The sequence below is a fragment of the Micromonospora sp. NPDC023644 genome (assembly GCF_040640115.1).
Taxonomy (GTDB): Bacteria; Actinomycetota; Actinomycetes; order Mycobacteriales; family Micromonosporaceae; genus Micromonospora.
Genome location: NZ_JBFABA010000017.1, coordinates 40,981 through 54,212 on the forward strand (window position 1 = coordinate 40,981; position 13,232 = coordinate 54,212).

14 protein-coding genes are annotated in these 13,232 nt (G+C 73.3%); 10 read left to right on the top strand and 4 right to left on the bottom strand.

Going from position 1 to position 13,232, the window contains the following annotated elements; genetic code table 11:
* The first annotated feature begins 280 nt into the window (after positions 1-280).
* A complete protein-coding gene (locus AB0G08_RS15565) occupies positions 281-1,033 on the top strand; it encodes an A24 family peptidase (RefSeq protein WP_358087834.1) in 753 nt (250 codons plus the stop codon).
* A gap of 28 nt (positions 1,034-1,061) precedes the next feature.
* On the opposite strand, the gene AB0G08_RS15570 is transcribed toward AB0G08_RS15565, so the two are convergent.
* Positions 1,062-1,700, bottom strand: coding sequence for a phosphatase PAP2 family protein (locus AB0G08_RS15570; RefSeq protein ID WP_358087661.1), 639 nt, complete (start codon positions 1,698-1,700; stop codon positions 1,062-1,064).
* Between the two features lie 262 nt (positions 1,701-1,962).
* Between AB0G08_RS15570 and AB0G08_RS15575 the strand changes: the two genes are divergently transcribed.
* Both AB0G08_RS15575 and AB0G08_RS15580 read left to right on the top strand, forming a co-directional pair.
* On the top strand, positions 1,963-4,278 hold the full coding sequence (locus tag AB0G08_RS15575) for a glycosyl hydrolase family 65 protein (RefSeq protein ID WP_358087836.1): 2,316 nt from the start codon (positions 1,963-1,965) through the stop codon (positions 4,276-4,278).
* A 32-nt stretch (positions 4,279-4,310) separates the two neighbouring features.
* On the top strand, positions 4,311-4,802 hold the full coding sequence (locus AB0G08_RS15580) for a GNAT family N-acetyltransferase (RefSeq protein ID WP_358087664.1): 492 nt from the start codon (positions 4,311-4,313) through the stop codon (positions 4,800-4,802).
* Here the strand turns inward: AB0G08_RS15580 and AB0G08_RS15585 are convergent.
* Positions 4,746-5,252 (bottom strand): hypothetical protein, encoded by a 507-nt coding sequence (locus AB0G08_RS15585; RefSeq protein WP_121397180.1) that lies wholly within the window; start codon positions 5,250-5,252, stop codon positions 4,746-4,748. The two genes, AB0G08_RS15580 and AB0G08_RS15585, sit on opposite strands and share 57 nt — an antisense overlap.
* A 135-nt stretch (positions 5,253-5,387) precedes the next feature.
* Positions 5,388-6,005 (bottom strand): TetR/AcrR family transcriptional regulator, encoded by a 618-nt coding sequence (locus tag AB0G08_RS15590; RefSeq protein ID WP_358087667.1) that lies wholly within the window; start codon positions 6,003-6,005, stop codon positions 5,388-5,390.
* 117 nt (positions 6,006-6,122) lie between these two features.
* Between AB0G08_RS15590 and AB0G08_RS15595 the strand changes: the two genes are divergently transcribed.
* From AB0G08_RS15595 to AB0G08_RS15620, 6 genes are all read left to right on the top strand, one after another.
* Positions 6,123-6,989 carry an SDR family oxidoreductase gene (locus AB0G08_RS15595; protein WP_358087670.1) on the top strand — a complete coding sequence of 289 codons (867 nt, stop codon included), beginning with the start codon at positions 6,123-6,125 and terminating at the stop codon, positions 6,987-6,989.
* A 310-nt stretch (positions 6,990-7,299) separates the two neighbouring features.
* Positions 7,300-8,799 (top strand): SulP family inorganic anion transporter, encoded by a 1,500-nt coding sequence (locus tag AB0G08_RS15600; protein ID WP_358087672.1) that lies wholly within the window; start codon positions 7,300-7,302, stop codon positions 8,797-8,799.
* A complete protein-coding gene (locus AB0G08_RS15605) occupies positions 8,799-9,218 on the top strand; it encodes a MerR family transcriptional regulator (RefSeq protein WP_358087675.1) in 420 nt (139 codons plus the stop codon). Before AB0G08_RS15600 ends, AB0G08_RS15605 begins: the two co-directional genes overlap by 1 nt.
* 134 nt (positions 9,219-9,352) lie before the next feature.
* Complete coding sequence (locus tag AB0G08_RS15610) at positions 9,353-10,027, top strand: hypothetical protein (protein WP_358087677.1); 675 nt, start codon at positions 9,353-9,355, stop codon at positions 10,025-10,027.
* Positions 10,028-10,246: 219 nt separating this feature from the next.
* The gene (locus AB0G08_RS15615) at positions 10,247-11,017 is read left to right on the top strand and encodes a hypothetical protein (protein ID WP_358087679.1); all 771 of its coding nucleotides are present in this window, start codon (positions 10,247-10,249) and stop codon (positions 11,015-11,017) included.
* A gap of 104 nt (positions 11,018-11,121) precedes the next feature.
* On the top strand, positions 11,122-11,646 hold the full coding sequence (locus tag AB0G08_RS15620; protein WP_358087681.1) for an SMI1/KNR4 family protein: 525 nt from the start codon (positions 11,122-11,124) through the stop codon (positions 11,644-11,646).
* Between the two features lie 19 nt (positions 11,647-11,665).
* On the opposite strand, the gene map is transcribed toward AB0G08_RS15620, so the two are convergent.
* Complete coding sequence (gene map, locus AB0G08_RS15625) at positions 11,666-12,484, bottom strand: type I methionyl aminopeptidase (RefSeq protein ID WP_358087684.1); 819 nt, start codon at positions 12,482-12,484, stop codon at positions 11,666-11,668.
* A gap of 76 nt (positions 12,485-12,560) precedes the next feature.
* Here map and AB0G08_RS15630 point away from each other — a divergent pair, with 76 nt between their 5' ends.
* Positions 12,561-12,854 (top strand): helix-turn-helix transcriptional regulator, encoded by a 294-nt coding sequence (locus AB0G08_RS15630; protein ID WP_358087686.1) that lies wholly within the window; start codon positions 12,561-12,563, stop codon positions 12,852-12,854.
* The last annotated feature ends 378 nt before the right edge of the window (positions 12,855-13,232 follow it).

A 13,232-nucleotide genomic window follows, 5' to 3' on the forward strand; every position in this document is an offset into this window, starting at 1 on the left:
GAGGCGCGACCGGTGGGTGTGGCATCGACGCGGCGGTCGGTGCGTGTCCCGGACGTGCCGGCTGGTCCGATCCGTCCCCCGGGTCGGCGCATCGGCATTCCGTCGACATGGGATTCCCGCCCACGCGGAAGCGCCATTCCCGCGCGCAATTCCACGCCTCGTGCGGGAGGGGTGCGGGCCGTTCCGCTCGTTACCGACAGACGCTAGCGCAACTACTCTGTGTGGTTGCCTCCGGTGCCGGGCTCCGGGAGCGACCGTGGCGCTGACCGGGTCGCCGGCGGTGGCGGAGCCGACCGCACCGAGGGCCGCCACGCGCGGCGCGCGACTGCTGGCCGTCCTCGCGCTCGCCCCGGCGCTCCGGCTCGCCGTGCTCCGGCACGCCGTACCGCCGGGGGTGGCGACCCGGACCGGGTGCGACGCGTGCGGCGCCCCGATCGGGCTGGCCCGGCCCTGGCCGGCGTTGGGCCCGACGGCGCGGTGCGGGCGGTGCGGGGCGCGCGTCGGCCCGCCGCCGGGCACGGTGGAACTCGCCGTCGCGGCGGCCGTCGGGGTGCTGCTGCTGGTCGGGCCGCCCGTGGCCGTGCTGGTCGCCACGGCCTGGTGGCTGGGCTGGGCGATCCCGCTGGTCTTCGTCGACGCGGTGGTGCACCGGCTGCCGGACCGGCTCACCTGGCCCGCCGCGGGCGGGACCTGGCTGCTGCTGGGGCTGGCCGCCCTCGCCGGGGCGGGCCCGGCGCCCTGGCTGCGCGCCACCGCTGCGGGCGTCGCGCTGGCGCTCTTCTTCGCCGCCACCACGCTGCTGCTCGGCCGGCGCGGCTTCGGCCTCGGCGACGCGAAGCTGGCGCTCGGGGTCGGCGCGCTGCTGGGCTGGCACGGCTGGGCCGCGCTGGTTGCCGGGCTGGTGTTCGCCCTGCTGCTCTCCGGGGTGGTCGGCGTCGCGCTGCTGGCCGCCCGCCGCGTCGGCTGGCGCAGCCACCTCCCCTTCGGCCCGTTCCTCGTCCTCGGCGCCCTCGCCGCCCTCCTCCTTCCCTGACCCGGGCGGGCTCCCCGTCCCGGGGCGGTCAGCGGCGGGACGTCGGGGTGGCCGGGTCGGGGACGGGGCGCTCGGCCTCGCGGGCGCGGCGGTGCAGTAGCCCGGCGGCGGGGCGGGCGAACAGCGGCGTGAGCAGCGCGGCGAACAGGGCGCCGAGCAGGACGCCGACGACCACGTCGTGGGGGTAGTGCACGCCGACGAAGACGCGGGATAACGCGGCCAGCGCCGCCAGCGGCAGCGCCACCAGCCCGACCCGGCGGGACAGCAGCAGCGTCGCCACCGCCAGGCCGCCCGCGATCGTCGAGTGGTTGCTGGGGAACGACCAGTCGCCCGTCGGCGGGCACTCGGCGGCGACGATGGCGAGTTCGGTGGCGAGCGCCCGGCAGGGGCGTTCCTGGTCCACCACCGTCTTCAACAGCTCGCTGAACCCGTACGCGAGCACCACCGGCGCCGGCGACACCAGGGCGTACGCCCGGTCGCGCGGCCCGCCCCGGAGCCGGGACACGGCCGCGATCAGCCACAGCGCGCCGAGCAGCAGGATGGCGCCCTCGGTGAAGTGCTCGGCGAACCACTGCACCGGTTGCGGGGTGTCTGCCGCGAAGTCGACGATGTCCTGGTACCACTCGACACTGATTTCCGGAGCGTCCGGCCTGTCCGCATCAATCATGATTCACCTCACTCATCGTTCATACCTCGTTTAGCTCGCAGACAACCCTGGAACACCTGGAAGCCGGGCGCAGTGTGCATTGGTCGGGTGGCGACCCCGACTTTCGTCTCAGCGACCTCTCAGCCCGGTCTGCTTCGATTGGCCTGGTAAGTCGGACTTCCTTGGAGGCGCTGTGCACGACACCCCCATCGCCGATCGGCCGCCGACCGGGCAGGCCACGGGGGAGGACGAGGCCTGGCGGATCCGGCGTACGGAGGCGGACATGGACCGCCTCGCCGAGACCGAGTCGATCTTCGCGTTGGGCAACGGCTGGGTCGGCTGGCGCGGCACCCTGGACGAGGGCGCGCCCTACGGCATGCCCGGCAGCTACCTCAACGGCTTCCACGAGCGGCGCGAGCTCAACTACCCCGAGGACGGGTACGCCTTCCCGCAGTTCAGCGACACGGTGATCAGCGCGCCGAACGCGGCCCTGATCCGGCTCTGGGTCGACGGCGAGCCGCTGGACGTGCGCACCGGCACCCTGCGCACCCACGAGCGGGTGCTCGACCTGCGCGCCGGGGTGGTCGAGCGGCACACCGAGTGGACCTCCCCGGGCGGGCACGGCGTACGCGTCCGCAGCACCCGGCTGGTCTCCCTGCCCCGGCGGGCGGTGGCCGCCGTCCGGTGGTCCGTCGAGCCGTTGGACGGGCCGGTCGAGGTGCGGGTCTGCGCCGACCTGCTCGCCAACGAGCGGGTGCCCGAGCGCTCCGACGACCCCCGCGCCGCCTCGGTGATCACCGATCCGCTGACCGCCGAGTACCGCCACTCGAACGGGCACGACGGCGTCCTCGTCCACCGCACCGGGCGCAGCGGGCAGCGGGTCGCCGTCGCCGTCGCGCACGAGGTGCGGGCCCCGGACGGCTTCGCCCCCGGCGTCGACTGCACCCCGGACCGGCTACGCCTCACGTTCACCGGGACGCTGCGCGCCGGCGAGCGGCTCCAACTGACCAAGTTCGCCGCGTACGACTGCACCCCGGTGGACGGCGTGCCCCCGCAGGAGCTGGCGCGCCGGGTCGTCGCGGAGGCGGACGCGGCCCGCGCGGAGGGTTTCGAGGCCCTGCTGGCCGGCCAGCGCGCAACGCTGGACGTCGCGTGGCAGACCGCCGACGTGCAGCTCGACGGCGACGCCGAACTCCAGCAGGCCATCCGGTTCTCGGTGTTCCACCTGCTCCAGGCGGGCCGGGGGGACGGCGACCGGACCATCCCCGCCAAGGGCCTGACCGGCAACGGCTACGACGGGCACGTGCTCTGGGACACCGAGGGCTACGTGCTGCCCGTGCTGACCTACCTCGACCCGCCGCTGGCCCGCTCGGCGCTGCGCTGGCGGCACGCGCACCTGCCGGAGGCGCGCGAGCGCGCGGCGGAGCTGCGGCTGACCGGGGCGACCTTCCCGTGGCGGACCATCGGCGGGCGCGAGTGCTCCGGCTACTGGCCGGCCGGCACGGCGGGCCTGCACCTCAACGCCGACGTCGCCGACGCGGTGCTGCGCTACGTCGCCGCCACGGGCGACGAGGCGTTCCTCGCCGGCCCCGGGCTGGAACTGCTGGTCGAGACGGCCCGGCTCTGGCACGGCTTCGGCCACTGGTCCGACACCGGCACCTTCCACCTGCACGGCGTGACCGGCCCCGACGAGTACAGCGCCCTGGTCGACGACAACGTCTTCACCAACCTGATGGCCCGGCGCAACCTGCGCGGCGCCGCCGACGCCGCCGAGCGGCAGCCCGAGGCGGCGGCCCGGCTCGGGGTCGAGCCGGCCGAGGTGTCGGCGTGGCGGGCCGCGGCCGACGCGGTCTTCGTCCCGTACGACCGCAAGCGCGGGGTGCACCAGCAGGCGGCCGGCTTCACCGAGCAGCCGGAGTGGGACTTCGCGAACACCTCCGACGACGGCTACCCGCTGCTGCTGCACTTCCCCTACCTGGAGCTGTACCGCAGGCAGGTGGTCAAGCAGGCCGACCTGGTGCTCGCCATGCAGCGCTGCCCGGGGGAGTTCACGGCCGACGAGAAGGCCCGCAACTTCGCCTACTACGAGGCGCGGACCGTCCGGGACTCGTCGCTGTCGGCCTCCCCGCAGGCCGTGCTCGCCGCCGAGGTCGGGCACCTCGACCTGGCGTACGACCTGTTCGCCGAGTCGGTGCTCCAGGACCTGGCGGACCTCGGCGACAAGACCGGCGACGGGCTGCACCTGGCGTCGCTGGCCGGGGCGTGGCTGGCCCTGGTGCAGGGCTTCGGCGGGCTGCGCGACGACCGGGGGGTGCTCTCCTTCGACCCCCGGCTGCCGGCGGCGATCGACCGGCTCGCCTTCAGCCTGCGCTGGCACGGCCACCGGCTGCGGGTCACCCTGACCTCCGACGAGGCCCGCTACGAGCTGCCGGACGCCGACCCGGAGACCGGCATCGAGGTGTGGCACCACGGCGAGCCGCTCCGGGTCACCGGGGCCACGCCGGTGACGCGGCCGATGCCCGCGGTGCCCGACCCCGGCCCGGAGCCGCCCTCCCCGCCCGGCCGCCGCCCCACCCGCCGCTCCGCCGGCGAACGCTGAGGAGCGCGGGGGCGCCTGGGTAGGGTGGCGCGGTGCCCGATCTCCAGCGGCTCGCCGCCCACCACGCCGCCGCGCTGCTGCGCTTCGAGCGGGAGAACCGGAAGTGGTTCGCGCGGTCGGTGCCGGACCGGGGCGACGCGTACTTCGCCGACTTCGCCGCGCGGCACGCGGGGCTGCTCGCCGAGCAGGAGACCGGCCGCTGCCACTTCCACGTCCTGGTCGAGCCGGACGGGGCGGTGCTGGGCCGGTTCAACCTGGTCGACGTTGCCGACGGCGAGGCCGAGCTGGGCTACCGGGTGGCCGAGCGGGCCGCCGGGCGCGGGGTGGCGACCGACGGCGTCCGCCGCGTCGTGGCACTCGCCCGCCAGGCGTACGGGCTGCGCCGGCTGACCGCCCAGACCACCATGGACAACGCGGGCTCGCGGGCGGTGCTCCGGCGCACCGGGTTCACGCCCGTCGGCGAGGTGTCACTCGACGGGCGCCCCGGGCTGCGGCTCGCCCGAGAGCTGACGGCCGACGACTGACGCGCCGGACATCCGCTGCCGGACGGTCTCCAGCGCCTCGAAGGCGTACGCCCAGTTGTGGCACTTGAAGCTGCGCAGCCCCTCGATCGCGGTGCGGCAGTCGGTGCAGCGCACCCCGGCGATCGCGTCCGGGACCTCGGTGTTGACGTACCTGCGGTCGCCGAGGATGACCGTCGCGATCATCATCCGGTCGTGTACGCCGGAGAGGGCGGAGGAGACGATGTCGTACCAGTTCACCCGCCGGCCGCACTTCGGGCAGTCCGGCTCGTCCCCGCTGACCCAGAGCGGGGCGCCGATGCTGCGCAGCGGCATGCCGAGCAGCTTCTCGATGCGCCGCACGTCCGACTCCGGGGTCGTCCACCGGTGCCTGCCGGGCAGCGAGGCGGGTGAGTCGTAGACGGCACGGAACAGGACCGGGTCGACCTCCACGGTCTCGCGCTGACTGGTCATCGGCGTGCCTCCTCCACGGTCGGCGCCCGCACCGTCGTGGCGGGTGGGGCGGGTACGACCGGATCAACGACGACCGGGGGTCAGGTGTTGTCGCCCCCCGGTGACGCGGGACCCGTCCGCGTGCGGCCGTGGGGCCTACGGGTGGCGGGGGCGCAGGCCGCGCAGCGCGGTGTCCACCACCTGGTCGGCGTACTCGGGCGTCAGGGGGCCGGTGCGCTGGAGCCACCGGTTGAGGACCGGACCGAACAGCAGGTCGACGGCCACGTCGAGATCGACGTCCTCGGCCAGTTGCCCCGCGCGCCGGGCGGCGCGCAGGCGCTCCTTCTTCAGCTCCCGCATGGGCCCGTCCAGCCGCTTCGCGTAGTCGGCAGCCAGGGCGGGGTCGTGGACGATCTCGGTGTGCAGGGCGCGCATCGGCTGGTCGTAGCGCGGGTCGTTCAGCTCGTCGACGATGGCCCGCAGGACCAGCTTCAGGTCGGCGGCCAGGTCGCCGGTGTCGGGCAGGGCGCCGCTCTGGCCGTCCTGCCCGCCGTCGGTCGTGAGCGCGAGGAAGGCGTCGAACAGCAGGGCGCCCTTCGAGGGCCACCAGCGGTAGATCGTCTGCTTGCCGACGCCGGCGGCGGCGGCGATGCCCTCGATGCTGAGTTTCGCGTAGCCCACCTCGCCGACGAGGTCGAAGGCGGCGGCGAGGATGGCGCGGCGCGCCGTCTCGCTGCGACGGCTGGAGTCGGGGGCGACCTTCTGCGGGGGCACGGGCCCAATCTAGCAAGAGCTGAGACGAGACGGTCCGTCTTGACAGTGCGGCGTGGTCGGGTATGGTCTCCTCATCAACAAGACGAGACGGTCCGTCTCGTCAAGGACGGAGGTCCCATGGAAGCCCCAGCCACCGCCGTACCGCGGGTCTGGTTCATCACCGGGGCCAGCCGCGGCCTCGGTCGCGCCTTCACCGAGGCCGCGCTCGCCGCCGGCGACGGGGTCGTCGGCGCGGCCCGGGACGTCTCGCCGCTCGACGACCTCGCCGCCCGACACCCCGGCCGCCTGCTGGCGCTGCGCCTCGACGTCACGGACCGCGCGGCGGTCTTCGACGTCGTCGCCCGCGCGGTCCGGCACTTCGGGCGGCTCGACGTCGTCGTGAACAACGCCGGCGCCCTCTTCATGGGCATGGTGGAGGAGTTCACCGAGGCCGAGGCCCGCGCCCAGCTGGACCTCAACTTCTTCGGCGCGCTCTGGGTCAGCCAGGCCGTCCTGCCGCAGCTGCGCGCCCAGGGCGGCGGGCACGTCGTGCAGGTCTCCAGCATCGGCGCGCTCGGCGGCTTCCCCAGCACGGGGCTCTACAGCGCGAGCAAGTTCGCGCTGGAGGGCATGAGCGAGGCGTTGGCCGCCGAGGCCGCCCGGTTCGGCGTCAGGGTCACCATCGTCCAGCCGGGCGGCTACTGGACCGACCTCTACACCAGCAGCACGACGGCCACCCCGGACCCCGCCTACGACCCGCTGCGGGAGGAGCTGGCGCGGCAGTGGGCGGAGGGGTCGGTCGACAGCGAGCCCCGGCTGGCCGCCGAGGCGCTGCTGAAGCTGGTCGCCAGCGACGACCCGCCGCTGCGGCTGCTGCTCGGCAGCATGGTCTACGACCTCGCCTTCGACATATCGAAGCGACGCATGGACGTCTGGGCGGGCTGGGAAGAGGTGAGCCGCGCCGCCGAAAAGGCCGTCCCGGCCCCCGGCGCCGGGCCGACCTGACCGGCCGGACGCGCTCGACGAGGACGTGCCGCCGCCGACCTGACCGGCCGGGCGGTCTCGACGAGGATGTGCCGTCGCCGGCCGGGGCGCCGGCGGGCCGTGATGGTCGACACGCGGGTGCGAACTCTTCCGTCACGGAAGAGTAGAGTCCGCTGGGCCGCCGTGCCGCGCGACCCCCTGTGCGCGGCAACCGGGCAACGACGCCCGGCCGACGTCGGTGGCCGTGCCCGTACGCGATGCGACCCCGACCCGACCCGCCCCCTGCCGGGCGGGCGCGGTGCGCCCGCGCCCCCCGAGTGGAAATGGCTCCATGTCGTCTGTGCTGTCCGCGGCCTCCCGCCCGCGCCTGTCCCGTCCGTCCTGGCTGTCGCCGAAGGTGTTCCGCACCGAGGTCCTCGCCGGCCTCGTCGTCGCCCTGGCGCTGATCCCGGAGGCGATCTCCTTCTCGATCCTGGCGGGGGTCGACCCGCGCGTCGGCCTGTTCGCCTCGTTCACCATGGCCGTCACCATTGCGATCTGCGGCGGGCGGCCGGCGATGATCTCCGCCGCCACCGGCGCGATCGCCCTCGTGGTGGCGCCGCTGGCGAAGGAGCACGGCCTGGACCACCTGATCGCGGCGGTGATCCTCGGCGGCGCGATCCAGATCCTGCTGGCGGTGCTCGGGGTGGCGAAGCTGATGCGGTTCATCCCGCGCAGCGTGATGGTCGGCTTCGTCAACGCCCTGGCCATCCTGATCTTCGCCGCCCAGGTGCCGCACCTGCTCGGGGTGCCGTGGCTGGTGTATCCGCTCGTGGCCGTCGCGTTGGCGATCATGGTGGGGCTGCCCCGGCTCACCCGGGCCGTCCCGGCGCCGCTGGTCGCCATCGTGGTGCTGACCGTGGTCACGGTGACCACCCACGCGGCGGTGCCGACCGTGGGCGACGAGGGGGCGTTGCCGGACAGCCTGCCCACGCTCGGCCTGCCGCAGATCCCCTGGACCATGGACACCCTGACCCTGATCGCCCCGTACGCCCTGGGGATCGCGCTGGTCGGGCTCATGGAGTCGCTGATGACCGCGAAGCTGGTCGACGACATCACCGACACCCCGTCCAGCAAGACCCGGGAGTCGTGGGGGCAGGGCGTGGCCAACATCGTCACCGGCTTCTTCGGCGGCATGGGCGGCTGCGCGATGATCGGCCAGACGATGATCAACGTGAAGGCGTCCGGCGCCCGTACGCGGCTGTCGACCTTCCTGGCCGGCGTCTTCCTGCTGATCCTGGTGGTCGCGCTCGGCGACGTGGTCGCGGTGATCCCCATGGCCGCCCTGGTGGCCGTGATGGTCATCGTCGCGGTGTCCACGTTCGACTGGCACTCCGTCGCCCCGGCCACGCTCAAGCGGATGCCGTACGGCGAGACGATCGTCATGCTGACCACCGTCGGCACCACCCTGGCCACCCACAACCTCGCCGTCGGCGTCGTCGCGGGCGTGCTCACCGCGATGGTGATCTTCGCCCGCCGGGTCGCCCACCTGGTGGAGGTCACCAGCGTCCTCGACCCCGACGGGACGACCCGGATCTACTCGGTGCGCGGCGAGCTGTTCTTCGCCTCCAGCAACGACCTCGTGCACCAGTTCGACTACGCGAACGACCCCGACAGCGTGGTCGTCGACATGACGCACGCCCACGTCTGGGACGCCTCCTCCGTCGCCGCCCTCGACGCCATCACCACCAAGTACGCCAGCCGGGGCAAGACCGTGGAGATCGTCGAGCTGAACCGTCCCAGCGCCCACATCCACGGCACCCTCGCCGGCCGGCTCGGCGTCGGCCACTGATGGCCGCCGGCAACCGTACGGAGGGCCGACTCATGCAGATCGGTGAGGCCGCCGAGCGGGTCGGGCTGAGCATCCGCACCATCCGGCACTACGAGGACGTCGGCCTGATCGTGCCCTCGGCCCGCAGCGACGGCGGCTTCCGCCTCTACACCGAACCCGACCTCGACCGGCTCGCCGTGGTCAAGCGGATGAAGCCCCTCGGCTTCACCCTCGACGAGATGCGCGACCTGCTCGCCGTACTCGACGCCCTCGACACGGCCGAGGGCGCCGACCGGGCCGCCCTGCTCGATCGGCTCGGCATGTTCCACGCCGCCGCCACCGCCCGCGTCGGCGCGCTGCGCGACCAGCTCGCCACGGCCGAGGGGTTCGCCGACACGCTCCGCGACCGGCTCCACCAGCACGGCGGCCCGCCCTCCTGATCGGCCCGGGGCCAGCTCCCGTGCGCTGTCCGTCCACTTCGCTCCGGCGGGAGCTGACAGCGCCACCCACGGACGGGGTCGACCGTGGCGGAGGCGCACTACGCTCCGGGCCACCTGGAGGAGAGGGAAGATCAATGCGTAGGACCCTGCTGCCCGTCGCGGCTCTGGCCCTGGTGGCTGCGCTGAGCGGATGCATCACCATCACCGCGCCGGCGGACGACCCGGACCCGGCGGCCGCCGGACGACCGACGGCCAGCACCAGTGTGGTGGACGACGAGACAGCGAGCCCCGACGCGGCACCGTCGGCCGCGCCGGACACACCCGAAGCGCCCGACCCGCTGCGGGCCCTCACCTGCGAGCAGCTCAAGACCGCCGCGCTCGGTAACGGGACCGAGCGGTACAACGGCTACGCCGAACCGATCCCGCTGGTCGACGGCATGTGGTCCGGCGAGGACGGCGTCGTCGTCCACATGCAACAGCCCTGCGCCATCGGCGACCTGACCGGCGACGAGGCGGCCGACGCGCTGGTCCCGGTGCTGATGGACGGCGGCGGGACCGGCAAGTTCTGGCAGGTCGTGATGTACGGCAACATCGACGGCAAGCCGGTCTACGTCACCATGCTCGACATCGGCGACCGGACGCCGGTCGAGTCGGTCTCGATCAGCTCACGACGGGCGACGGTGGTCTACCTGACCCGCCCCGAGGACGCGTCCTCGGCGGAGGTCGCCATCCGGCGTACGGCCGTCTACCAGCTCAGCGGCAGCCGGCTCGTCGAGGTCAGCCACACGGACGCTCCGTACACGCCCTGAGGCTTTGAGCCCGGCGTCGGTGGGTGGCGGCGCCGTGCCGGTCGTGGTGACGTAGTTGGGCGAGGCCCAACTACGTCACCACGCCTTCCCGACCCGATCCGGTCGCCGCCGGTCGTCAATTGTGCGGCGGTCGGCGAGCACCCGGATGGCGTGCGTCGACACGGACAACTGTCGGCGGCGGAAAACAGTAAGCTGCGCCCCTGACGAAAGCGGGGGTCGATGAATTCGGGTGATCGGGCGCGCGGTGGAACGTTCATCGCGAGCGTGCTGGTAATGGCGGGGCTCGCCGGCTGCGTGGAACAGCCCGTTCCGCAGCCACCCCCACCGCCGTCGGTGAACCCCGTGCCGTCCGCGCTGCCCGACGACCCGCAGGCTCTGATGACGACCATTCGCGGGCTGGCCGAACAGGCCGGTGTGGGTGACGACATTCGGCAGGGGGAGATCGAGACCGGCGAGGCGCGATACGAACCCTGCGACCTGCTCATCGCCGAGCCAAACCGGGCGCAGGGGGGCGGGTTGCCGCTCGACGCGGTGTGGGCCGCCAGCCTCGAGGTCAACCCCATGTCGTCCTTCGGCAGCATCGGGCGCCCGACAACCGTCCTGGACGTCAGGGTGGCCAGGCTGCCCGATGCCGCTGCGGCCGGTGCCGCCGCGACCACGGTGCGCACCGCGAGGTGCCCGGGCGGCGAGTTCCGCCTCGTCATCGGCCAGGCCAGCGCCAGATGGGCCGCGCGCACGGTGCCCATCGGCTCGACGAGCGCGAGGCTGACCACGGCAACGGTGGACCGGGTGGACCCGGGAATCGAAGCCGGGATGACGTACCTACCCGGCGATGCGCGACTGATCTTCGCGCACGGGCCACTGCTGATCAGCGTCGAGGCGCTCACGCTCTGGCCCCGCAAGCTGAGTTCCGCTGCCGAAATCACCGCCATGGCCAAGGAAGAGGCTACGACCCTCGCGGCGGCGATCGTGCGGACCCTCCCCGCGTAGGCGGGGACCGACCTGCTGCCGACGCGTCGGTGACCGAGTGCGCCGAGGCCGTTCGGTGCGGTCCTTGGGCAGGTCACGTCGGTCCCCGGCGTTAGGGTGCTGCCGTGGACGATGATCGTCGTACGGTGCCGCCTCCGCTGTCCGAAGCGCATGAGGTCGACTTCGACTACCGGGACGGGGCCGGCGTCGACTTCGAGCCGTACCCGGGCTTTCTGGATGAGCGCGAAACGGCCGACTGGGTGCAGGCGTGGACGGGCAACCGTGACCTCGACGGAGCCGAGTTCCGGATCTTCGGTCAGGACGGCAGCGGTGGCCTCGCCGCGTTCTGGCTGGTGCGCCGGGACGAGCCGCTCGATCGGCAACCGGTGGTGTTCCTCGGGTCGGAGGGCGAGACGGCGGTCGTCGCCCAGGACCTGGGTGCCTACCTGTGGCTGCTCGCCGGCGGCTTCGGCCCCTTGGATGCGACGATGTACCCCCGCCACATGCACGATTCTCGCCCGGACGCACGTCTCACGGAGGTCGCGGAACGCTGGGCGCCGTCCCGCCGCACCTCGCCTGCCGAGGCCATCACCGCGGCACGGGCGGAGTTCCCCGACTTCGCGGAGCTGATCGATTCGCTCTGCCGCTAGTCAGCGTGGCAGCAGTTGGTCAGCGGGCTGCGGCGGGTTTCCTGGTGGGGTCGGTCGAGGTGGCGCCGTGAGCGGGGCGGCGGGTCAGGACCTGAGGGCCGGAAGCCGTGATGGCGACTGTGTGTTCGGAGTGGGCGGTGCGGGAGCCGTCGGCGGACCGGATCGTCCAGCCGTCGCTGTCGAACCTGATCTTGTCGGTGGAGCGGCAGAACCAGGGCTCGATGGCGATGGTGAGGCCGGGGTCGAGTCTCAGGCCACGGCGGGGGCGGCCGTCGTTGGCGACGTGCGGGGCCTCGTGCATGGTGCGGCCGATGCCGTGGCCGCCGAATTCGCCGTTGACGCCGTAGCCGTAGGAGCGGGCGACCCCGCCGATGGCGGCGGAGACGTCGCCGAGGCGGCCGCCGGGCTGGGCGGCGGCGATTCCGGCCTCCAGCGCGGCCTCGGTGGCCTCAATCAGCTTGAGGTCGGCCGGGTCGGGGGTGCCGACGATGACGGAGAGCGCGGAGTCGGCGACCCAGCCGTCGATGCCGAGCGCCATGTCGATGCTGAGCAGGTCACCGTCCCGCAGGACGTAGTCGTGCGGCAGGCCGTGCAGCACCGCGTCGTTGACCGACAGGCACAGCACGTTACGGAACGGGCCGCGCCCGAACGAAGGGGCGTAGTCCCAGTAGCAGGACTCGGCGCCGCGTTCCTTGATCCGGCGGCGGGCGTGGTGTTCGAGGTCCATCAGGTTGACGCCGACTGCGGCGATGCCGCTCAGCTCGGCGAGCAGTTCGCCGACGAACTGGCCGGCCACCGCCATCCGGCCGATCTCCTCGGCGGACTTGAGTTCGATCACGACTGCCTCCCTCTCCGTGTGCGGTATTTTTATACCACGCCAGGTCGGCGGCGCTGGGGAGGGATATCCTGCTGGCATGGTTCGCCAACCACTCACCGCTGAACAGATCGCAGCGGGCCAGCGCCTCGGGGTCGCCCTCCGGGCCGCGCGGGCCGGTCGCAGCCTCGTCGAGGTGGCCCTGGCGGCCGGCATCTCCCCCGAGACGCTGCGCAAGATCGAGGCGGGCCGCCTTCCCGCGCCGGCTTTCGGCACCGTGGTCTGCCTCAGCCAGGCCCTCGACGTTCCCCTCAGCGACCTGGCCGACGTCTGGCTGGCCGACATGCCGATCCGCATGGCGTCCCGGAGACCCGCCGCCCAGGTGCTCCAGTAGGAGATCCGTTCAGAGAGCGCAGCCAGGTTGTGCCTGATGGTCTTTCTCAGCGGATCCGCAGCCCGGGAAGGGTGGACGGTGGGCCGCCCGGGACTCGAACCCTGAAGGCAGGACGCCGCCGATAGATCTTCCTGAACCGGGCAGATTCGGCCCTGGCCAGGGCTGCGCCCTCCACCGCCTCTCGACGTGCTTGCAGGCTCTCCCGGCGCGGTCGTACCGGACCCGCGTCCGATGATCACGGAGTGGGCACCGAGGGCCGCCCCTCCGGCCCTACTGGGGCGGTCGCTCCCGGTGCACAGTGCGGTTCGGACACGCGTGCCACACCGCGGTGGTGGCGCGCAGCCGTGCCACGACCAGGGCGCGAGCGTCGTCGCGTTC